Source organism: Sphingobacterium sp. UBA7625 (assembly GCF_002484085.1).
GTDB lineage: Bacteria > Bacteroidota > Bacteroidia > Sphingobacteriales > Sphingobacteriaceae > Sphingobacterium > Sphingobacterium athyrii.
Genome location: NZ_DLJD01000058.1, coordinates 207,693 through 230,887 on the forward strand (window position 1 = coordinate 207,693; position 23,195 = coordinate 230,887).

13 protein-coding genes are annotated in these 23,195 nt (G+C 44.1%); 1 reads left to right on the forward strand and 12 read right to left on the reverse strand.

The window, feature by feature from the left end:
* Window positions 1–6: 6 nt before the first annotated feature.
* The 12 genes from B4G94_RS24715 to B4G94_RS24770 all read right to left on the reverse strand — a co-directional run bounded on the left by B4G94_RS24715 (window position 7) and on the right by B4G94_RS24770 (window position 20,228).
* A complete protein-coding gene (locus B4G94_RS24715; protein WP_286862750.1) occupies window positions 7–711 on the reverse strand; it encodes a hypothetical protein in 705 nt (234 codons plus the stop codon).
* Between the two features lie 34 nt (window positions 712–745).
* Window positions 746–2,368, reverse strand: coding sequence for a RagB/SusD family nutrient uptake outer membrane protein (locus B4G94_RS24720; RefSeq protein WP_286862751.1), 1,623 nt, complete (start codon window positions 2,366–2,368; stop codon window positions 746–748).
* Window positions 2,369–2,378: 10 nt separating this feature from the next.
* On the reverse strand, window positions 2,379–5,516 hold the full coding sequence (locus tag B4G94_RS24725; protein ID WP_286862754.1) for a SusC/RagA family TonB-linked outer membrane protein: 3,138 nt from the start codon (window positions 5,514–5,516) through the stop codon (window positions 2,379–2,381).
* A 293-nt stretch (window positions 5,517–5,809) separates the two neighbouring features.
* Complete coding sequence (locus B4G94_RS24730) at window positions 5,810–8,869, reverse strand: beta-L-arabinofuranosidase domain-containing protein (protein WP_286862756.1); 3,060 nt, start codon at window positions 8,867–8,869, stop codon at window positions 5,810–5,812.
* Window positions 8,870–8,913: 44 nt separating this feature from the next.
* The gene (locus B4G94_RS24735) at window positions 8,914–11,160 is read right to left on the reverse strand and encodes a S9 family peptidase (RefSeq protein ID WP_286862759.1); all 2,247 of its coding nucleotides are present in this window, start codon (window positions 11,158–11,160) and stop codon (window positions 8,914–8,916) included.
* 73 nt (window positions 11,161–11,233) lie between these two features.
* Window positions 11,234–12,655 (reverse strand): APC family permease, encoded by a 1,422-nt coding sequence (locus B4G94_RS24740; protein ID WP_286862761.1) that lies wholly within the window; start codon window positions 12,653–12,655, stop codon window positions 11,234–11,236.
* Window positions 12,656–12,675: 20 nt separating this feature from the next.
* The gene (locus B4G94_RS24745) at window positions 12,676–14,451 is read right to left on the reverse strand and encodes a DUF885 family protein (RefSeq protein WP_286862763.1); all 1,776 of its coding nucleotides are present in this window, start codon (window positions 14,449–14,451) and stop codon (window positions 12,676–12,678) included.
* 15 nt (window positions 14,452–14,466) lie between these two features.
* On the reverse strand, window positions 14,467–15,726 hold the full coding sequence (locus B4G94_RS24750; RefSeq protein ID WP_286862765.1) for an NAD(P)/FAD-dependent oxidoreductase: 1,260 nt from the start codon (window positions 15,724–15,726) through the stop codon (window positions 14,467–14,469).
* Between the two features lie 23 nt (window positions 15,727–15,749).
* Window positions 15,750–16,751 carry a 4-hydroxyproline epimerase gene (locus B4G94_RS24755; protein WP_108632520.1) on the reverse strand — a complete coding sequence of 334 codons (1,002 nt, stop codon included), beginning with the start codon at window positions 16,749–16,751 and terminating at the stop codon, window positions 15,750–15,752.
* Between the two features lie 21 nt (window positions 16,752–16,772).
* A complete protein-coding gene (locus B4G94_RS24760; RefSeq protein WP_286862767.1) occupies window positions 16,773–18,257 on the reverse strand; it encodes an aldehyde dehydrogenase (NADP(+)) in 1,485 nt (494 codons plus the stop codon).
* A gap of 91 nt (window positions 18,258–18,348) precedes the next feature.
* Complete coding sequence (locus B4G94_RS24765; RefSeq protein ID WP_108632522.1) at window positions 18,349–19,251, reverse strand: dihydrodipicolinate synthase family protein; 903 nt, start codon at window positions 19,249–19,251, stop codon at window positions 18,349–18,351.
* A 113-nt stretch (window positions 19,252–19,364) separates the two neighbouring features.
* Window positions 19,365–20,228: an AraC family transcriptional regulator gene (locus B4G94_RS24770; RefSeq protein WP_286862768.1), complete on the reverse strand. Its 864-nt coding sequence runs from the start codon at window positions 20,226–20,228 to the stop codon at window positions 19,365–19,367.
* Window positions 20,229–20,446: 218 nt separating this feature from the next.
* Here B4G94_RS24770 and B4G94_RS24775 point away from each other — a divergent pair, with 218 nt between their 5' ends.
* Window positions 20,447–23,176, forward strand: coding sequence for a DUF5695 domain-containing protein (locus B4G94_RS24775; RefSeq protein WP_286862770.1), 2,730 nt, complete (start codon window positions 20,447–20,449; stop codon window positions 23,174–23,176).
* The last annotated feature ends 19 nt before the right edge of the window (window positions 23,177–23,195 follow it).

Consider the following 23,195-nt stretch of genomic DNA (forward strand, 5'->3'; position numbering starts at 1 on the left):
TCCTACTTAGTTGGAAGCCATTTTTTCTTTATTAAAAAATAAACGATGATCACCGTGCAACACGTGTATGACACCCGTGGTCGTGATAATCCCCGAAGTCTGTACATCTACGCGCACATCTCGCGCTGCTTCCGGAATCGTATTTTGATCAGGTTCCTCCGAATCCAGCGTTCCATTCACTTTCGTGTAATATAAATAGTCAACATAGTCCACATAGGAACTATAATCTCTCGTTCGTCTCAATCCCAACTGAAATCGAACCCCGGGGATAGGTCCAAACAAATTGGCAAAGTATGCACCATTAATATCCAGCTTATCACGTTCCACCTTTCCTTTAAACATATATATCTTCAAAGAATCCAATCTTTTTGGATCAATATCATCAATGGAAAAGGAAATATTTTCATCGCCTACCTCTGCGATACGCTGTTGTTTCTTAGCACTCACATAGTCCGCTACCCCCCAATTTGTCGTTGCATAAAAGGTGATATCACTGTTCACCAACTCTTTTAAGTTCGCACGGTCAATGATCCGCACCAGCGAATCAAATTTTGGATGCGATGCCAGATAATCATAGGTGCTCATATTAACTTTCGCTTGATGGATACCGCCATCGTTGATATAATCGTTTTTCGAGCATGAGGTCAATACCTGAAAAAACAACAGGGCAAACAATAGATATGCACAGGTCTTTTTTATTATTTTAGTCATTATTTCTAAAGATTTTAAGTTTCTAAATCTATCATTAAATCTTTCCGCGCCAGTATGCTGTCTGAACTAAAAGTCTATTCTCACTAAATAAACGGGGATCTACCGGCCAGAAAAAACCACCTTGTTTAAAACGGGCCTCGCTCAGCCAAGTGATATGATCCGAGTAGGTCCGCGTGCGAATCATATCAAAAAATAGATGACCTTCCAGATACAGTTCTTTTCCGCGTTCGATCATATATTCTTTCATGACTTCCGTTTTTGTCAGGCTAGGTTTTAATAAACTCGAGGGATCAGCGCCATAGCGCGCTCTTGACGCATTGATGATAGTAATCGCGCGACCGGGATTATTTTGATAGAGGGCTATTTCCGCCTGCAGCAATTTAATATCGCTCAACCGAAATAAAATCAAATTATTACTGTTATAAGGTTCAAGCTGCTGTCCCGGATTCCGAAAGACAATATTGCTGTATTTAATACATACAGGTTTATCCGATGTATAATTGACAAAATTATTTTTGAAGCGTACATCCAATGTATCAAGCCCCCGAGATTGTACAGTTTCCCAGACCCATTGCCTGATATCTTCATGCCATACCCAGTCCTCTTTCTCTTCGATCTTGTAAAAATGACTGCTCAGATAAGCCGGTTTGGTGAAAAAATCGGCTGTTGCAGCATAAGTCGGAATATAGTCACTATTTAAAAATTTCATCCCGATATGTGCACTCGAGCCTTCCAGCGTATTTTCACTGACATTTAATTCAAAAATACCCTCGCTCGATCTCCCTTTAAAAACATCCGCATATTTAGCGGTATCGGCAAGTGTATACCCACCTTGAGCGAGCAAGGTATTGATTGTCGTGTCGGCACGCGTTACGTCATCCATTATCGGTGTATTTGATGCCAGATCTGCTGTCGTCGCCCGCCAAAGGTACAGATGTGCCATTAGGGCATAAGCCGAACCTCTGTTTGCCGTAACAGCGCGTTCTGCGGTTGTTTTATAGCCCCAACTCAATAAGCCGATCGCATGACGGCAATCTTCCTCGATCTGTTTCATCACCGCAATGCGGGGGGTACGACCCAGGTGAGGCGCATTAATCGGATCATCATATGCCTCGGTTACCAGCGGTACATCCCCCCAGATTCTGGTCAGCATGAAATAAGAAAACGCCCGAATAAAATAAGCTTGTCCCATAATTTTTTTTCGGAAAGCCTCCGGATCTGTCTGTTCTAGGATCAAAATATCATTCGGTACCAAAGGCATTTCTTTGAGAATGATATTGGACATGGCTATTGTTTTATAAAATACGGTCCAATTGCCATAAGACTGCGCAAAATAATTGCTGGTCCAATTGCCTTTTCCAATTTCAGGATGGCTGTAGCTATCCCGATTGATACCGATATAAATATCTGGCGTCATATCCCCGTAGATATAATAGCGGTTTCCAACGCCATAAAAACCATCCATCAGGGCGTTCCTCAATAGCGCATAATTACCTGCAATCGCACTTTCTCCTGCTTTTGGATCTTTCCAATACACCTCCTTATAAGTGGAATTTCGAGGCTCCTCTTCCAAAAATTTATTGCACGACACGCAGCTCAGGCCGATAGCCAAAAGCAGCACCAACTTCCAATAATTGATTATAAATAATGTTTTCATAATGCGCTGATTAAAATTGTAACTCCACACCAAACGTGAACTTTCTGGGGATTGGATAACCATTGCCCTCATATTCACCATAATAATTTACAGCTTCGGCATCCGGTAATCTTTTCGAACGCTGGAACATCATTAAATTATCCACGATGCCGTACATCCGAATACTCTTCATCCCCCATCCAGATACTAAACGATTGGGCAGACTGTAAGAAAGGCTCACACTTTTCACTCTGAAATAGTCTCCTTTATCCATGAAAAATGTCTGACCCGCCACCGTATAGTAGCGCCAGGATCCTAAAGGGTAAGCCGGATAATCTGCACGATCGCCCGGTTGACGCCAGATATTGATCTTACTAAAATCTGGTGTTGCATACCGTGCAAAATCATAGGTGGAATTGGTCGCAGCACCGTTCTCAAATAGATCAGATTGATATAAATTGAGCACATCTCTGTCAAACAAAAAGGTGAAGAGTATGCCAAGATTGAAATTCTTCCAGGTCACATTATTTGTCCAGCCGCCCGTGAATTTAGGATTTGGATCGCCGAGCGGAAGTTTATCAGGGTTTATGCCATCATTGAAAGGATCGGTCATATAGTCTCCATCCACATCCCTGATCCACATATCACCCGGCGCATAGGCACTTCCACCGGCATTATAGCGATCACCTGTCAGGGGATTGATCGGAATATCGTTGAGCGTGGAATAGATTCCCAAAGTCTGGTACAAGTAGAAGGTATTGATCGGGCTGCCCACCGATAAAATATGTGTTTTATCAAAACGGGAACCGGAGACCACCAAATCCCGGCCCGAATTAGGAAGGTTCATAATTTTATTCCGCACATAGGAGACATTCAGGCGACTGAACCACTGCACAGGGCTGGTTCTTGGCAGCGGATTGGCCATCAAGACCACCTCAGCGCCATAATTACGGACGCCCACCGAATTGGTCAATGCCCGGTCATATCCGGTTGTCACAGGCAGGGCCACATCAAATAAAGATTGCTTATTTTCCTTATTAAAAACGTCAAAGGCAAAAGAAAACCGTCCATTGGCAATCTCACCATCCAAACCAATATTCCATTGCATGGAGCGCTCCCAGCTGATATTGGGCTGCGCCACCCCATCGACAAGATTGGGTGTTATAGCGGTAACACCATTATAGGAAGTAGCATTGTCATTTCCCCAGAAATTTCCGGCGTTGACCCTGTAAAGATTATACTGTAGATAATTATTGCCCGGTAATCCACCTGTCGTGCCCAAACTGGCACGGAGTTTTAACATGGAAAACGGAGACTGCCCGTCTTTCATAAAAGATTCTTCCGAAACCAACCATGCAACTGAAGCAGAAGGAAAATACCCCCACTTATTGCCATTCCCAAAACGAGATGAACCATCCCCGCGTATACTTGCTGACAGCAAATAACGGGAATCATAGTCATAAGCCAGCCGCGAATAAAAAGAAGCCATACTGTAAGCCTGGTAATCGGAAAAAGCAGTGAGATAACGTTGCTGAAATCCCTGGATGACTTTAATCTGGTCCGAAGCACCATTGGAAGCACCTGCCCCCACAGACCGGTATTGATTGTATTCCAGGTCACTGCCCAAGATCATACTCAGGCTATGTTTATTAAATTCTTTATTATAACTAAAATAATTAGAGGACAGCACATTGACTTGATTATCGGAAAAGACATCCTGTCTGTTTCCGGTAAAATTAGCCACGGAAGAAGGTGTGCTCACATCACGCCTACTGTTTGAATAGATATAAGAAGTCTGAGATGTAAATTTTAACTCTTTTGAAAAATCATACCCTAGATTCAGGTTGAATGTAAATTGATTTCCCGTATTTACATCCGAATCATCATTGTACATCCCAAGAAGATAATTTTTTCGCGTTTCACTCAGGTTGAAATACGATGCAGGCGTGTATCTGGCCGTCACTCCAACTCCGCCGCCGCCAGCCCGGGTACGCTCCGTTCGCGAATAAGCTACAATCGGATTGATCATCAAGCGTTCATTCAGCGCTTTGGACATTAAGTTCAACCGTGTTGAATAGCGCTTGAACCCCGTAGCCTTGACAATTCCCTGCTCATCATATAATCCGGCACTGAAACGATAATTGGATCCTCCCGGGCCGCCGCCGCTCAAACTCAGATCAGCATTGTTCACCATCCCTTTCCGATAATACATGTCCTGCCAATCGGTTGATCCGTTAAAAGCGGGATTTAAGCTATCGGTAAGCAAAAGAGATATATTTCTATTTTCAATGTCAGGACGATATTGCTGTAATTCTTCCAAGATGCGCATCTTTTGCCTTCGCTCTTCGGCCCCCAATGCCACATCCCGCAATTCCGGCCGTTGTGTCAATCCCGTATAGGCCGAAACCATCACCTGTGGCTCCCTGCTGATCCCTTTTTTAGTCGTGATCAGGATCACACCACTGGAAGCCCTTGATCCATAGATGGCAGCAGCAGAAGCATCTTTCAGTACATCGATACTTTCAATGTCCTGCGGATTTATGCCAGCTATAAAATTTGTTCCCGTTCCCGTTACCGGCGAAGTGTACTGTTGCGGTGGCTGAGGAACGCCATCAACGACATACAAAGGTGCATTTCCGACACTAAATTCATCGTACTCTCGATTTAAGCTTGTATTTCCACGTACCTGAACTGTGGGGGTTGCCCCAGGTTCCCCTGTAAAGTTCTGAACATTTACCCCCGATAAACGTCCCTGAAGAAGCTGGTCAAAACTTGCCGCCGGCAGATTCGCCAGTTCTTTTCCCGAGATGCTGGAAATCGCTGCGGTGGCTTTCTTTCGGGAGACTTTTTGATAGCCAATGACAACGGTTTCATCCAACGTGGAAAATGTGGCGTTCAATTCAAAATTTAGCCGTGATTCCGAACTGACCGTTAGTCGCTTTGATTCATATCCAAGCAAGCTTGCCTCGATAATATCGCCTGATTTTGCTACCATCGTAAACTCCCCCTTGCCATTCGTTTGCGCACTTATCTGCGTAGACAAATTTCTCAGCGTAGCTCCTACCATTGCACTTCCCGAAACATCCCGAACAACGCCTGTTACCTGTTGTGCAAATAAATCGACAGAAAGGAGAAGCACTAGGACTAATAAAAGACCTGCGTTTTTCATGATTGATTAATTTGGTTAATTGATATTAGTTGTTAACTGATATTCGAAGTTAACGTAGAATCAGGTCTGATTTCAGTCCGAATTTAACCAATCGCGCTTCGATTGTAACCAAAGGCAACAGTCAGACATCATTTAAAAAATGATCGTCAACCATCACGACTATGATCTCAGCCAATTGATCGGTTGAGATGGAGCAAGAAAAGTGAGTGGGAATAATTTTATGGCTTGTATTTGTAAAAAAAGGGGTACTTCGCCAAGCAAAGTACCCCTCAAAATTTTAGCATATAGTGCAATTATTTCAATGTAACATCCAGATAAACCGAGTGTCGTCCGTAGGTATCATAGAATGGTTTAAAATCAACCCCATCAATCTTAAACGCTAAACTTTGCGGATCACCTGTGATAGATTTGCTGATATCCTTTGCATCCAGCGTCACTTTACGCCAGTCTTTTCTCGCCTCGGGTTCCTGAGCCGCCAATAAGATCGGTCCATAAAATAAACTGGCAATGTTCTGTTGATCCATAACCGGATCTAAATGAAACTGGAAAGGCATTTTGAGCTTGATACGATCACCGTTTTTCCAGTTGCGGCTCAATTTCAAGTACGTTCCCGGCTCTGCCTGTACTTTTTGATCTTTACCGTTAATAGTCACATAAAATCCTTTAGTTGCCCAGCCCGGCACACGAACATAAAGATCAAATTTGCCGTTCCCTTTTATGGTCAGCTCCGTCTCGTCTTGCTTTGGAAAACTCGTTTTCTGCACTACAGTCACCTTCCGTTCGGTCCATTCCAAAGTAGAAGGAATAAATAGATTGACATATAAAGCCTGATCATCCCTGCTTTTAAAATAAATACTATTTTGCAATTTGGTGCTACTCTCGATTGCAGTACCATTACAACAGGTGAAGCCCGTCATATCGGGATTCCCAAATTGCTTTATTGCTCCCGGTCGCAGAGGCACATGGTACGTATTAGCCGGCGTATTTTCAGCCACAGAAGCTAAAATATGGTTATACAATCCGCGTTCATAGTAATCCATATATTCGGTGCGTTGGTCAAAAAGAAACAAGTTGCTTGTTAATTTCAGCATATTGTAAGTTGCACAGGTTTCATTCTGTCCACCTTCGGAAAAACCATTTTTATATAAGGTAGCCGGTTCTGCTGTAAAAACTTCCGCATTGGCCGGATTGCGCGCGCCCGCGACCCCGCCTATACTGTACATGTAATCATTTACAGCTTTGTACCAAAAGTTGTCGGCCACCCGGTAGTATTCCGGCAGATTGGAAACCTGATATAGCTCGATACTTCCCACAATCTGTGGAATATGCTGATTGGCATGCAATCCACGAAAAGTATCGACATTCTTAGCCAATCCATGTGCATGCTGCGCATTACCAAAGAACATATCGATATTGTCAAAAAATTGCGCGGTTTTCAGATAATGTTCCTTATGGGTGATGCGGTAAAGATGTGCCAATGTCTCATTCATTCCTCCAAATTCGCCGGCAATATACGTATTCCACACCTGTATCAGCGTTTCCTTTGGCAGCTGACTAAGCCGCGCATGCACCCAGTCTGCCATACCCGTGGCCACCTGAAGCGCCTTTTCATTGCCGCTCACTTCATAGATATCAATTAAGCCGGCCAAAATTTTATGTAAAGTATAATAGGGCGCCCAAACCTGTGTTTTCTGTCCCCCATATTTCGCCCCTTTTTCCAACATAATAAATTGATCCGGTGGATACGCGCTAATATAGCCCACTCCCCAATTCCAATAATCCGTGCGGATTCCTTCGCGGCTCAGATCCGAGTCATAGGTTGATTTACCGGGACCATAAGGGATGGCGGTCGGGTCAGCTACGGACGCAGCGCCTGCCTGCTGCGGTTTACCCGACAATTGAGCCAGGTCATACAGCGTATTGACCATGTAGTTCATTTTCCCGGCAAAATTAGCTTGCAATGTTTTATCATATCCGGTACTTGCATAAGCCTGTGCGATCGCAGTCAGATAATGACCCGTCGCATGACCTCTAAGTTTGGTATCCTGACTATCCCATACCCCCAGCGGTTTAGCGCCCTGCGGTTGTGGCTGTCCAAATGCATCGCGAAACATATAGAGAAAAGAGTTGGGATCAGTAACCGCCAAAGTCTTGATAAATTTATTCCGATTTTCAATAAATTTTGTTTCTTGATTTTGCGCGTCAGCTTGCAAAGAAACCTGACTAAGATCAAAAGCTTCCAGCTTCAACTTTGGTGCGGCAGCGGTCTTTCCGGCCTTTATGGTCACGATTGCTTTAGGCTGTATCGCTGTTCCCGGAACACGGCCCGTAATGGTATAACGTCCGGCTTCCAGAACGGTACTGTTATCCGCTGGCGAAGGCCATAATACCCGTACTTTGGGACCGATCACCCCCTCTTTATAGGTGCCCGGTACATAGCTTGGCAAACGTGGCAAATCTCCCAATGCCGTTTCCACCTGCACATCCGGGACAGCAAGCAAGTATGCATTATAGAGTTGCGCTTGCGTCAATGGAAATTCAGGCAGATTATCCTCTACCTTAGTTACATTTACAGCACGATTGCTTACTCCACGTTGCGAATTGGTATAAATCCCCGTAAGCTGATTTTTACTCAACGGAACACGGTAGATCCGAAAATCATGCAACATACCATCCAATGTCGGCGATCCTGCCAAAAGTGATTTTCCGATATACAATTTATTCTTATCTCCGGATGATCCAAACACTTCCGTCAATTCACGCGGTATTTGCTTCGATTCACCAACTGGTACAGCATCTACATAAGTCGTCATCGTTTTAGCGGGAATATCCACCACGATCGTCAGGTAAACCCACTTATTCAATGCCAATGCCGGCGCGATAGCTCCTTTTTGATTATTTTCTCCTGTAGTCAGTACACTTTGGAATCCAGCTTGAACATTCGTTCCCGAAGGAGCCGCAAAGAAATGCTTATGCGCATCTTTTCCAAAGTCAAATAAAACCTGGCCTTCTTTTTTCGAACGCAAATAAATCCAACCCGAGATACTCAATGACTCCATATCGGTCAATGCATCGGCAGGGATCTGTATAAAATCATTTTTTTCACCCGATAGCGACAGCACTTTTCCAAAGCGCTTGTCGTTGACAAAAGTAGCATGCTGGCCGGCTGTAGCATGCAGGTTGTTGCGGGACCAATCTTTCAGATCTCCGTTAAATACATATCGCGCGATCATGCCCGTTTCACCGATTCCATCCAATATCTGATCACCGCTTTGTGCCCGTACCATAACGAACCCTTTCGTCAGTATTGTGGCAACAAGAATAAAACGCAAAAAAAATAGGTAACTTTTCATCGCTATATCATCAATTATGAGCTCGCAAGCTCGATTTTTGTTCGCTAATAAGTATTCCAGGCCGGAGGTTCTACCCCGAGTAAGTGTTTCACGAAATAATCGCGACGTTTCTTTTCTCCAAAATCACCGCCAGAGGCATGCCCCATTCCCGGAACCATAATGAAGTCGTGATCCTTACCATGTTTGATCAACTGGTTGACAAACTGGTAGGTCGATGCAGGGTCCACATTATCATCCAGCTCCCCTACGATCAACAGCAACTTTCCTTCTAATCTATACGCATTTTCAATGTTAGAACACGCCGCATATTCAGGCCCGATCGGCCAGCCCATCCATTGTTCATTCCACCATATTTTGTCCATACGATTGTCATGACAGCCACAGGATGAAACCCCTACCTTATAAAATTCAGGATGAAACAAGAGCGCTCCGGCAGATGACTGTCCTCCGGCAGAAGTACCATAAATACCGACTTTTTCGATGTCCATAGACGGATATCTAATCGCAGCAGCCTTCATCCATGCAATACGGTCAGGGAAACCCGCATCTTTCAGATTTTTCCAGGCGACATCCTGAAAAGCCTTTGAACGATTGGACGTTCCCATTCCGTCGATTTGCACCACGATAAAGCCCAGTTCAGCAAGCTCAGCAAGTCCTGCCGGATTAGCTGAAAATGATTTCGGAACAAAGGCGCTATGTGGACCGGCATAGATATACTCAATCACCGGATATTTTTTGTTCGGGTCGAAATTTCGTGGCCGGACGATAATGCCCCAGATATCAGTTTTACCATCTCTGGCCAAGGACTTAAATACTTCAGGTTTACGCCATCCCGTAGCCTCCAGCTCCGAAATATCCGCCTGTTCCAGATTCATGACGATCTGTCCGTCGGCTACCCGACGTAATACGGCCTGCGGAGCCTGGTCAACCCGGGAATATAGATCGACAAATAAAGAATGGTCCGCATTAAATGTTGCCTGATGATTGGCTGCTTCCGGAGTAAGTTCTTTCAAACCCTTGCCATCAAAACCAATTGCATAATAACGGATAAGATAGGGATCCTCTTCCTTATGCATGCCACTCGCCTCAAAAATAATCTTTTTGTTATCTTCATCGACGTTGACAACTTTGCGCACCACCCAATTTCCTTTTGTGATCTGCTGTTTCAATGCACCTGTTTTTGCATCAAACAGATACAGATGATTCCATCCGTCACGTTCCGACGCCCAAATGATATCCGCTGTTTTTTTGAGATCATTCCGGTATTTCTTTCCGCTATAATCAATAAATGTCGCACTACGTTCTGAAATAACAGTTCTGGTTTTTCCGTCCATAGCACTCAATTCCATCACATCGTACCGTTGATGACCACGTTGGTTATATTCAAATGTGATTCCACTGTTATCCGCTTTCCATACAAGTGCAGAAAGTGAAAATTGATTGGCTACCTGAGCAGGATCTACCGTTATCACCCGCCCCCCGATGACATCAATAATGGTCGGATAGTATTGCGACAGCGCATCTCCGGGTTTATTATAGTCTCTGGTCTGTAATTTTGGCTGCAATTGATCGGTCGGCGAAGACTCCAATAAAGTCAACTGTCTGATTTCAGCCTTCCTCACTTTTGAAGCAGCCAATTTTTTTGAATCATTGGACCATTGGATACGGGCGCTATAGTACTCCCCGGGACTTCCATCAAAGGTCAACTGGCGCTCACTTTTTGAATCCTCTTTTTTGCGGATATATACATTGCTATTTTTAATATAAGCCGTATAGACCTTATCGGGCGAATCTGTCGGTTCACCTTTGCTATCGTCCCAGCGTGCTCCCCAATATCCACCCGATCGACGGTCAGTACCACCAGTTGTAGGCATATCACGCAATCTGCTCAGCTTATTTTCTTCCCCATTCCACTTCCACACCACGTTGTCTTCCGTAAACTCAACTTCGTTTGCCGACAGCACTTTCAGATCCCTTCCCCACAAAACACCTAATTTCACTTCTTTACCCAGCTGAGCGGATAACTGTTTTTCAATCTGGGCAACATCGGTAGCTATTTTTTTTCTGTTGAGCGCATCCACCAGATATAGGCTCCTTTTGCTGTCTTTCTGATTCACCCAATAACAAAAACTATCTCCTTTTTCAGACCAGATAATCTGCTGTGGTACCTGATATACCTTGCCAAATGAACTTCTGATCTCTTTGGCACGTTTATAGTCCGCCAATGTCCCCTGTGCCATTGTCGTAAGCTGAAATATCATCAATAAAACAGCTGTAAATGTTAACTTCATATCTGTTATTCTTTAAATCCTATGTGTTGTTTTGCCTCCTATTGCAACTAGGCAAGATTAAAAATAAGTAGGTTTATGTCTTCGCTTCTTTTTGTTTCACAAAATAATATAACGGAATCCCCAAAAGTGTGATAATAATGCCCGGCCAGGTAAATTGCGGTTTATAGATGACCAACAAAACAATAAACGAGATCCCCATCAAAATATAGACGGCCGGAATAAAAGGATAGCCAAAAGCTTTATAAGGCCGCGGTACATCCGGTCGTTTATATCTTAGCCAAAAGATGCCGATGATGCACAAAACATAGAACATAACTACCACGCAGGTAATCATATCCAGCAGATCACCATACTTACCTGTCAGACACCATATCGATGCAATGAGCGCCTGTAACCACAAGGCGTAAGCCGGTACTGCATTCTTATTTAGGGTCGCTGTCTTCTTAAAAAACAAACCATCCTTAGCCATGGAGTAATAGATCCTTGCACCAGCCAGAATCAGTCCGTTATTACAGCCAAAAGTGCTGACCATAATCATGATCGCCAAGATGGCGATTCCAACGGGACCGAAAATTTCTTGCGCCACGAGCATAGCCACGCGATCTTTAGGTGCACTGGACATCTGTTCGATCATCAACACACCGGTATACATCACATTGGTCAAAATATAGATCACCGTCACGATCAGGGTACCCAAGGCTAAACTCAAACCAATATTGCGTTGTGGATTCTTGATTTCGCCCGCTACCGCAGAAGATGAATGCCAGGAATCGCTGCTGAATAATGCCCCCACAAGTGCTGCAGACATCGCACCAAATGCACCGAAGGTAGTATAATCCACTGTCGATCCATCCACATTTAATCGCTGTAGATTCCACATACGCGCTGCAGACCAGTTTTGATTCCAGACCTCCGGATCGAAAGCCGCAAAGCCGAAGATGACCAGCAGCACCAAACTTAGTATTTTGATCAGTGTCAGCACGGTCTGTACTGTCTTACCATTCTTTACACCACCGGTATTAATAAAGGTGAGCAGCAAAATAACAGCAATAGCCAACACCTGAGCAGATGAAATATGATAGTCTCCTATCACCAGCAAATAAACATCTTCATCCAGTACCGGAAATAAATAAGCTGTAAACTTAGCGAAAGCTACCCCTACGGCTGCAATCGTAGCCGTCTGGATAACGGCAAAAAAAGTCCAGCCAAACGTAAAGCTGACCACCGGTCCATAGGCTTCTTTGAGATAAACATACTGACCACCGGCTTTCGGAAACATGGCACTGAGCTCACCATAACTCAAGGCAGCAGCCAGCGTCATAAATCCGCAGATCAACCACACCACCATCAGCAAGCCGGCAGAACCCGTATTTCGGGCGATATCCGACGATACAATAAAGATCCCCGAGCCGATCATGCTTCCGGCAACAAGCATCGTTGCGTCCAATAAACCCAATGACTTTTTGAAATCTTGACTATTTTCCTGATTACTCATAATTTAGGGTTGGATCACACTTATTTAAAATTATAAAATTTCCATTTCGCTTGATGGTTAGGTTCAAGCTTTTGGTTTGTCAATGTCGCCCTGACCATCTCCATGGGTAAGTAATTTTCCTTGATGACCCGGTCATGAAATTCCGCGTAAGACATTTTCCCCGACCCGACCAATTCATCACTGATACTCAACAGCTGTAGGCCACCGATCAAATAAGCCAATTGATATAAAGGATCATAAGAACCTTCAAAAGATCGCTTCACCTCTCCATGTGCATTTGCGGGTTCATGGCCGACCTTGTTGACTAAGTAGTCTATACACTGTTGCGGTGTCCATTCGCCCAAATGAAATTTAATGCTGAAAGTAATCCGCGCACAACGATGCATTCGCCAAAATAACATCCCGATACGTTCTTCCGGTGTCTTGGCAAAACCCATTCTATACAACAGTAACTCCCAATATAAGGTCCAGCCTTCGGTCCAGAATGGTGTATTGAAATTCTGCTCCCGATAGGGCTTATATCTTTTATTCATAAAATACTGTAAATGATGTCCCGGATTGAGTTCATGCTGCACCGTACCCAAAGAAAAGTATGGATTGTTACCGCGCATGCTCATCATTTTCTGGTCATAGGTCATGGTATTGGTTGGATAAGAAATACTGATCTCCCGTCCTCCCGTAAAAAATGGATTAACCAATTGCCGCTCAGGAGTCATCATGATCATCCCCCAGGTTTCATCTGCCAGTTCAGGAATCGTGATGAGCTTATGCTGCTTGATAAATGTTTGGGCTCGATCATATAACTGATTGATCAGACCGGGCTGCTGTCCTTCCGGTACATAGGTATTTTTAACCTTTTCTTGAGCTGCTTTCCAATCGTCTCCGAATCCCATCTCACGGGAAGCTTTTAATAACTCTGCGACACACCATTCCCATTCCTGATCTGCGATACGCAAGAGTTCATCCGCATCGTAAGCAATCATTTCTTCGCGCAGCTTTTTGTCAAGCGCAGTTTTTCCGATCGGCTGTCCGCCAATATTACTGCCATCATTAAAGACTTTCCAATTGCTCCTGGCCTGCAAAGCACTTTTATATTGATTTAATTTTTCGTTTAAACTTTCATAAGATTTGGGCACCCACCAGGTAAACATCGGATCATATCCATTATAGAAATCAAATGCGCTTTCCAAACGGGTTCGCAATGACTCTACCATATTGACCAAAAAATTGACATCGGCAGATTCGATCGATGATACATTTGTTAGATTTTGGATCGCCGCCTCGACCTGATCTGTGGTTTTTTCAAATATTACCGCCACGTCCTTTCCCACGACCGCGGCACCCCTGCGACGCTTCTGTTCAAATTGAAGGATATTGTCCGCAAACGGTAAGTAAAGCTGCAACCGATTATATAAAGCGGATGTCTCTTTGAGCTCCACTTTATGCCGCAGCACTTTTTGGTTCAATAGCACGTAATCGACCTGACCACTGGTATTCAGCCGCTTATAATCAAAACTTTTCAATTTAGCCAAATAGTCATCATCTACTTTAATCAGTCTATTGATCTGCTCGGGGGAGGCCGCTGACTGCTGAAACCCCCAGTTTTTGGGCATAGGACCATAAAAGTAATTAACAGCCTGCAGATCATGGCGGTATTGAATGATATAAGGCTCAATGGGTGTTGTGTGTTGATACAAATCCATCTCTTGGGCATCTGTTAGCGAAGAAGCCATACAAAGCACGCCTATGACTATAAATTTCTTTGGGTTAGGGTTATTGTGGTTTTTCTTCATCATTTGATTTATTTTTGTCTATTGAAACCGATCCGGACTAAAGCCCCTAATATCCGTTTCGGTGGCTTTGTCGGACAGTAAAGCCGTAATCGCTTTTCCATAAGCAGGTCCCAGACTCAAACCCATCATCCCCCCTGCCCCCGCGATGCTGACATTGCTATATTTGGAAGTCCTGCCCAAATAAGGAAGTCCATCCGGTGAACACGGCCTGTAGCCAAACCAGATATCCTGCGGATAATCGACCTGTAGATCCGGGAAATATTTAGGGATAGATTCGACGATACCTTTGACGCGATTGCTGTATATCTTATCATTTGCCGGACCTAATTCCATAGTTCCACTAAAGCGAATCTGATTATTCATTGGCGTCACCGCTACGCGAGCCTCCAAGAGCAAAGCGGCATGGATCATCTGGTTATTGCCCGTTGTATTATACATGAAAGAATACCCCTTTCCGGGCATTAAAGGCAACTCTAAATGCAGCTTCGACGCTAATGCCGGTAGCGATGCTCCCCCGGTTACGACAATTTCATCAGCATGAAATGCTCCTTTTGACGTACCTATTTCGGATACCCTTTTGCCTGAAAACCTGAACCCTGTCACTTCTGTCTGATAGTTGATCTGTACCCCATGGGCAAGCAGGTAGTCTGTCAATATTTTCATTAGTTTGGGTGGATACAAGATACCGTCGCATTTGTATAAAATACCGCCGATCGTATCCATTCGTAAATTAGGCTCCAAAGCCTGAATGCCTGCCTGATCAAAAATTTCTACATCCAGTCCCAGGTTTTGGGCTTTTTCTGCGAGTTCAATTTCTTCCTGCTCGACATGACCGGACTTGTAGAGCATCATAATACCGTTTTGCCTAAGCTCAAAATCAAACCCCTCCTGCCGGGCCAGTTCATCATATGAGCGGCTGCTCGCAAGATTCAGATCACGTATCGCTGCTGCATTTCGATTTACATGTTTTTCATTGGCATGTTTCAGGAACTTCAGTCCCCAGTCGATCAATGAGAGATTCAATGTGGGTCTGACGTAAAACGGGCTTTTACTGTTCAACATCCATTTTACTCCCTGTGCCACGATGCCCGGTGCGGCCAATGGGGTAAAATGGCTGGGAACGATCATTCCTGCATTTCCATAGGAACAATTGTCCAGCCCGTCACCTTTCTCCAAAATCTGAACCTCCCAACCATCCTGTAAGAGATAATAAGCGGTGGACAATCCTGCGATACCCGCTCCTATGATAGCCACTTTTCCTTTATGCTGTGTTGACACGTTTTTTGCTATTTTAATAATAATTACATAACCTGAAATCCTTCTTTATACGGGTCTTCGTCATCAATAATGATCTGACTGTAACCCGTAATTCTTGCCCATCCCTCTACCGAAGGAATAATTGCTGGCTGGCCCGTTATTGTAGTCGTTTCTTCTTCGATACGACCGACGAATTGCGAACCGATGTAACTCTCATGAACAAATTCCTCTCCCTTTTTCAACTTTCCTTTGGCATACCATTGTGCCATGCGCGCAGAAGTTCCCGTACCGCAAGGAGACCTATCCAATGCATTTTCACCTACCAACACCGCATTTCTTCCCGTGGAATTTGCCTTAGTTGGTTTTCCGGTCCATTGAATATGGCTAAGACCATATATATTTTCATCTTCGGGATGAATAAAGTCCGTTTTCTCATTGAGTAAGCGGCGAATAATTTTCCCGTAATGAATGAGCTGGCTCGCCGAAAAATCACTGATGTCCCTAAAATTTTTCTGAGGGTCAACGATGGCGTAGAAATTTCCGCCATAGGCAACGTCGACGATAATCTCCCCCAAATCCGGGCATACGACGCTAAGCCCTTCTTTGTAAAGAAAAGACTTGACATTTGTGAGTTTCACGGTTTTAACCTTTGGCCCATCTTGTACATAATCAATCAGAATCAAGCCTGCGGGTGTCTCCAGACGGAGCTTTCCAGGTACTTTAGGTCTTACCAGCCCCTCTTCGATGGCAATGGTCACCGTACCGATCGTCCCGTGGCCACACATCGGAAGACATCCACTCGTCTCAATATAAAGTACGCCGGTATCGTTGTTGGGGTCTATAGGCGGATAAAGCATACTCCCGCTCATCATATCATGTCCACGCGGCTCAAACATCAATCCTTTACGAATCCAGTCATATTCTTTTATAAAATGTAGCCGGCGTTCCATCATCGAATGCCCTTGCAGCACCGGTGCTCCTCCTGCGACCAACCTCACCGGACATCCACAGGTGTGGGAGTCGATACAAAAAAATGTTTTCTTCATCAGTTGCTATACAAAAATGTCTTAAATACTTGCTTTTGTCGCACTACCATTTACGATACGTACGATGCCCAATGCATTTTCATTTTTCAACTCTACTGGCAGGAATTCATCAGGCCAATTCTGAAAAGCTAAGGGGCGTACAAAACGCTTCACCGCATCCGGTCCGACAGAGGTAAATCGCGGATCCGTACAGGAAGGAAAAGGGCCGCCATGCTGCATGGCATAGACCACCTCTACCCCGGTTGGCATACCATTAAACAGCAGCCGTCCCGCTTTATCTTTCACCACATTGAAAATCTCCTGATGTACCCGCACATCTTCGTTTGTCGCTGCAATGGTAATGGTTAGCTGTCCTTTGAGCTGTCGCGCAATTGCCAGTACTTCCTCCGCATTTTCAGCTTCCACCAGGACAGCAAAAGGGCCAAATACTTCTTCGCTCAATACCTGGTTTTTTAAAAAATTGTGTGCTGAGGTACTGATGATTCTGGGACGGCCCTGCCCTTGGACGGCTTCCACACTTGATTCTGCGAGCATGCTCACCTCAGCCTGTCCGCTTAAAGTCGCTTTATTTTTTTCAAAATGCGCATAGATGCCCGTATTTAGCATTGTAGCCGGTGCAGTAGCAAGGATGGCCGATGCCAGCGCTTTTTTGAAACGCTCCAGACCATCGCCTTTTACCGCTATAAATACCCCGGGATTGGTACAGAACTGTCCTACACCCAAGGTCAACGAAGCCGCATATTCCTTGGCCAGTGCTTCAGCGCGATCCTCTAACAGCTGTGAAAAGGCAAACACCGGATTTACGCTACCCATCTCGGCAAACACGGGGATCGGTTCTTCGCGCTGATTAGCAATATCAAACAAGGCTTTTCCCCCCCAGTATGATCCGGTAAATCCGACCGCTTTAACTCTTGGGTGAGCAGTCAGATAGGCCCCTATCTTCGTATCTGTTCCTATGACATTATCCCCTAGAATATGGCTAAAGACCCCTTCCGGCCAGCCATAATCTTTGATAACCGCGGCGATCGCATCAGCCATCATAGTCGACGTTCGGGTATGCCCGGAATGTCCTTTAACAATTACCGGACATCCTGCGCCGATCGCACTCGCCGTATCACCGCCAGCTGTTGAAAAGGCAAATGGGAAATTACTCGCTCCAAATACCACTACTGGCCCTATCCCCAAATTAAACTTCCGAATATCACTTTTACCTGTTTCACTATTTGGCAAATCAATGCGGGCTTCGGTATAGATACCTAAGGCTACCGCATTGGCATAACTGCGCCACTGCCCTACCGTACGCGCTTTCTCTCCTGTGAGCCGGGCTAAAGGAAGTGCCGTCTCCGCATGGGCAGTGTCTAACAATTCAGGGCCTAATCCCTCAATTTTATCAGCAACAGCATGCATAAATGCAGCACGCACAGCAATCGTCGTGGATTTCAAAAATTGAAATGCCTCGACCGCCATACAAACCCGGTCATCTAAAAATTCTTGTGGTTGATTCATTCTATTTCGGATTTTTTTTAAAAAACGAGCTGTAGGCGAACAGTATCCACCAATCGCCTACAGTATCTTATTTCTGTTTAATCTGCAGCTCTTAATTTAACTGAGGACGACTGGCAATCCCGTCAGCAATAACCTGATTGATCCGTTCAGCCTCTTCACCCACCAATGGTAGTCTAGGGGCACGTAAATGCGGCGTGCTTATTCCTTCTGCCGTTGCAGCCAACTTAATATATTGAATAAGCTTTGGATGGATATCCAGTTCCAATAACGGCATAAACCAGCGGTATATTTCCAATGCCTTCTCATAATCACCATTCACCGCATGATTATACATGGCAACAGTTTCATTCGGAAATGCATCGACCAAACCAAAAACCCAGCCATCGGCTCCAACGACCAAGGATTCCAGTGAGATTGTATCCACCCCACCTAAAATGTGAAATCTATCGCCAAATTTGTTTTTCATCCGGGTGATATTTGTCAGATCGCGCGTGGACTCTTTCACCGCAACAATCGTGGGACAGTCTTTCAGTTCATCGAACATATCCGTTGACACAAAAACCGAATAATCCACTGGATTGTTGTAAATCAAAATGGGCAAGTCCGTCGCATGCGCTACTGCTTTAAAATAAGTGACCACTTCACGGTCGTCGGCCCGATAACGCATTGGAGGCAATAACATTAAACCATCCGCACCCAGTTCTTTTGCTTTAATGGCAAAATTAACCGCATTTTTAGTTGTATTTTCTGCAATATTCAGTATCACCGGGATCCGACCTGCAATTAGCTGACGTGCGAAAGTCAATAGTTCAAACTTTTCATCGGTATCAAGTACGGCGGCATCACCCAATGATCCCGCGATGATAATACCATGCACCCCTGCTTTGATCTGTGCTTCCGTATTCTTAGCAAACATGTCAAAGTCAATCTCACCATTCTCTTTAAAGGGAGTCAGTACTGCTGGGTAAACACCCTTCCAATTTAATTCAGCCATAGTTGGTTTTTACTTAATTAGTTTAAATATTTTCTTTTATCAAAGAAACCAACTATAAAAGAAGTATACTAACCGAGTTTTAATAATTACTTATTGGATATTAACATTTAGACCTACCCGTAAAGTAAATTCCTATAATTAGCAACATACATTTTGGGTGAGATTCCTAAGATACTTCGAAAAACCCGGTTGAAATTGGTAACACTATTGAAACCGGCGTTATAAGCAACGATCGAAATGCAGTCGTAGTCTTTTCCGCCAAGTAAACGGCAGGCCTCTCTTACCCGCAATTCATTCAAATAAGAAATGAACGTTTTGCCCGTACTTTTCTTGAAATAACGACAGAAGGCCTGCGGAGTCAAATTAGCCTTTTCGGCGATCTCATTGAGACCGATATTCTCCTTGTAATTATTTTCGAGAAAATTACATAAGGTCGCAATTCGAAACGAACCACCTGTGACAAAATCAGCGGCAGTAACCCCCGAAAGGGGCTTAAGATTCAATGAAAGTCGATTTAATGACTTTAACAGATAAAAAAAACTAACAAGCTGACCTAGACTATCCGAATTTTTGAGCGCCTCTATTCTCCTGCTGACTTGTGGCAGATGTGTTTTAGGAACTTTAAAGCCGCGTCCATTTTTATCAATAAAATCCAGCAGCATACTTAATTCAGGCAAATTCAAGATCCCGGACAATGTTCCTTTTAAATTAAAAAAGACAGAAACGGACTGAACAAATCCGTCCATAAAATCATTTTTAAAAACATGCGCCTGGTTAGAGCCTAAAAGGAAAATATCGCCGCGTTCAAAATGATGTACATTATCATCGACCAATAGCTGTCCCGTCCCCTCCTTGATCCAAATTAACTGGTACTCCTCGTGACGATGCATATAAGGATAAAACTTATCCAACAAATCCTCCTGAATAAAAACGGTCCTATCTTTGGGAATAGGTACTTGGTATTGAATTGGTTTCATAAATTAGAATCGTTTAAGGTTAAAATGATTTTTAATAAACGTCATTTATACACTAAATTTAACATTTAGATGTTTACAAAACAACTCGTTCAGTGGAAATATCAAAAACGTACTGTATTAGGTTAAAATCTGGCAATTAAAAGAGCGCTCAATAAATCAAATTTGTACCGGTTTACTTTCCGATCCATACAGAACAATAAATTTATAAACCTGACAATATGAATTTAAAGAATAGTTACTACATCCTGATTACTTTATTTTATGTCCAGCAGACCAATCCCGTATTCAGCCAACAGGATGAGCATCCCGTATGGAAAGCTACCAAAAGCCAGCCTGCGACTCTGGGTATCGATCAGGGATCCAAAAGCTTTGCTTTAGCTAAATTAAAAATAAAGGTGCTCAATAACTCACAGACTTTATCAGCCTTTCAGCCACTAAATGGTGATGCTGCTTTCGACTATACGCCTGTGGAAATGTTAGCAAAACGGGACCGCAACAATTTCTTTCATATCGGCGACATCAACGTCGGTCTCAAACGTCAGGGAGAAACGCATTGGTCGTATTATTCTTCAGCCAAAGACCGCAAGAAGGTAATCGAATTGTCCCCTTCTAAAACGATCTTAGCTGCCGCGGACATCACGCCGACATTAGGCGACATTCCCCTAAAAGTCAAGCGCAGCTGGGAGAATGCTGGGGGCGATCTGATCCTAAAATTTCAGCTAACAAATCCTACCGATCAGGCAATTGAAATCGGATCATTGGGAATACCCCTTCCATTCAATAACAATATGGATTGGAAAAACCTGAACCAAGCACATGCACAAAATGTTTTTTTCGACCCCTATATCGGTAAAGATGCAGGTTATATGCAAGTCAACCATTTACATGGAAACGGACCGAGCCTATTAGTCTTGCCCTATATCAATGCTGGATTCGAAGCATACAATCCCCTGAATAGTGACCCGACACCAAAAAGTATCACGTTCGAAGGTTTTCATGAATGGATGATCCACAGCAAGGCACTTGCCGAAACCGAGTGGAAGGGAGTAGAACAATGGAACATGGCGACTTCAACCCTATTAAAACCCAATGAGTCCAAAATAGTTGCCCTCAGATTTGCACTGGCACCGAGTATAAGAGAAATTGAAAGCACGCTTTTAAAAAACGACAGACCTGTAGCAATCGGAGCTCCGGGCTATGTTGTTCCTTTGGATAGTCCGGTCAAACTATTTGTCAAATACCACAAAGCAATAAAAAATATAGCTGTTTACCCTGAAGGTGCTTTAACCGTTTCCAAGCTGAAAGACACTCCGCACAAATGGCATCAGTATGAGATAAAGGGACAGCAATGGGGCCGGGCGAGATTGACCATTACCTATCAGGATGGTATCGAACAAACGATTCAGTATAAAGTCATCAAAGCCGAAAGAGATGTGGTCAATGATCTTGGAAATTTCCTGACAACCACACAGTGGTACGAGAATGACAAAGATCTTTTTGGCCGGTCACCATCTGTTATCACCTACGATTACGAAGAAAAAAAACTCGTTACCCAAGAACAGCGCGCCTGGTATGCCGGTCTGAGCGATGAAGCCGGAGCAGCAAGTTGGCTGGCAGCTATCATGAAACAGGTCTTACAACCCAATCCTGCTGAGATCAGCAAATTAAAACGTTTTGTCAATGAAACGATGTATGGTCATATCCAGCACAGGGAAGGCAGTCAAAAATATGGGGTGGTCAAGAGCTTATTTTACTACGAACCGGATACTATGCCAGCAGGCACCTACCGAACGGATATCAACTGGAAGACCTGGTCGGCATGGCCTAAAAAAGAAGCCGATAACATCGGCCGCTCCTACAATTATCCCCATGTTGCGGCAGCACATTGGGTCATGTATCGACTCGCTCGCAACTACCGCAATCTGATACAAGAAGAAAGCTGGGATATCTATTTAGACCGTGCTTTTCAAACCAGCATGGCGATGATCGAAAAAGCACCTTATTATGCACAGTTCGGACAGATGGAAGGCAGCATATTTTTGCTTGTCCTCCAGGATCTGCGTCGTGAGGGTTTCACAGATCAAGCTAATCAATTGGAAGCTGTGATGCGTAAACGTGCCGAACACTGGAAAAGCCTTGATTATCCATTCGGGAGTGAAATGCCCTGGGATTCAACCGGTCAGGAAGAAGTCTACTTATGGTCTCGCTACTTTGGTTTTGACGACAAAACCCGGGTTACCTTAAATGCCATTCTAGCATATATGCCTACCGTGCCGCATTGGGGATACAACGGTAGTGCCCGTCGCTACTGGGATTTTGTCTATGGCGGTAAATTATCCCGAATCGAACGTCAGCTTCATCATTATGGTTCAGCTTTAAATGCGATCCCGGTATTAACCGAATACCGGGACCATCCGGATGATTTCTACCTCCTTCGTGTAGGCCACGCCGGTATGATGGGCGCATTGGCCAATGTCACCACAGATGGCTTTGGTCCTGCAGCATTCCACTCCTATCCTTCGACATTAGCTAACGATGGTATATCGGGTGATTACGGGACCGGGTTTTATGGTTATGCTGTCAATTCAGGCACTTATATCCTGGAACATCCCGAATTTGGCTGGCTGGCATTCAGCGGAAATCTCAAAGTAGCTAAAAGCAACATCGAAGTGGGCATAAAAACAGCTTCCAAAGGCCGCATTTTCTTGGCAAAAGAAAATTTATGGCTGACGACTGATGCCGGAGAAATCGAAACACTGACATACAATCAAACGGATAAAAGTGTGGTGTTAAATTTTGATACAAGTCAATCGGCTATGGTGCCTAATTTTTTACTAAACGTCAATCCGGAAAGTGGTTATGAAATTGAAGGGATCAAGAAAGATAAACTCAATCGTTACGAAATTCCATCTTCTACAAACACGCTGATACTTAGAAAAACAAAATAACTTCAGTGCTAATATTAAA

Bases quoted from the DNA above. Each gene is read 5' to 3' on its own strand.
- B4G94_RS24715 (WP_286862750.1), bottom strand. From the start codon at position 711: ATGACTAAAATAATAAAAAAGACCTGTGCATATCTATTGTTTGCCCTG.
- B4G94_RS24720 (WP_286862751.1), bottom strand. From the start codon at position 2,368: ATGAAAACATTATTTATAATCAATTATTGGAAGTTGGTGCTGCTTTTG.
- B4G94_RS24725 (WP_286862754.1), bottom strand. From the start codon at position 5,516: ATGAAAAACGCAGGTCTTTTATTAGTCCTAGTGCTTCTCCTTTCTGTC.
- B4G94_RS24730 (WP_286862756.1), bottom strand. From the start codon at position 8,869: ATGAAAAGTTACCTATTTTTTTTGCGTTTTATTCTTGTTGCCACAATA.
- B4G94_RS24735 (WP_286862759.1), bottom strand. From the start codon at position 11,160: ATGAAGTTAACATTTACAGCTGTTTTATTGATGATATTTCAGCTTACG.
- B4G94_RS24740 (WP_286862761.1), bottom strand. From the start codon at position 12,655: ATGAGTAATCAGGAAAATAGTCAAGATTTCAAAAAGTCATTGGGTTTA.
- B4G94_RS24745 (WP_286862763.1), bottom strand. From the start codon at position 14,451: ATGATGAAGAAAAACCACAATAACCCTAACCCAAAGAAATTTATAGTC.
- B4G94_RS24755 (WP_108632520.1), bottom strand. From the start codon at position 16,751: ATGAAGAAAACATTTTTTTGTATCGACTCCCACACCTGTGGATGTCCG.
- B4G94_RS24760 (WP_286862767.1), bottom strand. From the start codon at position 18,257: ATGAATCAACCACAAGAATTTTTAGATGACCGGGTTTGTATGGCGGTC.
- B4G94_RS24765 (WP_108632522.1), bottom strand. From the start codon at position 19,251: ATGGCTGAATTAAATTGGAAGGGTGTTTACCCAGCAGTACTGACTCCC.
- B4G94_RS24770 (WP_286862768.1), bottom strand. From the start codon at position 20,228: ATGAAACCAATTCAATACCAAGTACCTATTCCCAAAGATAGGACCGTT.
- B4G94_RS24775 (WP_286862770.1), top strand. From the start codon at position 20,447: ATGAATTTAAAGAATAGTTACTACATCCTGATTACTTTATTTTATGTC.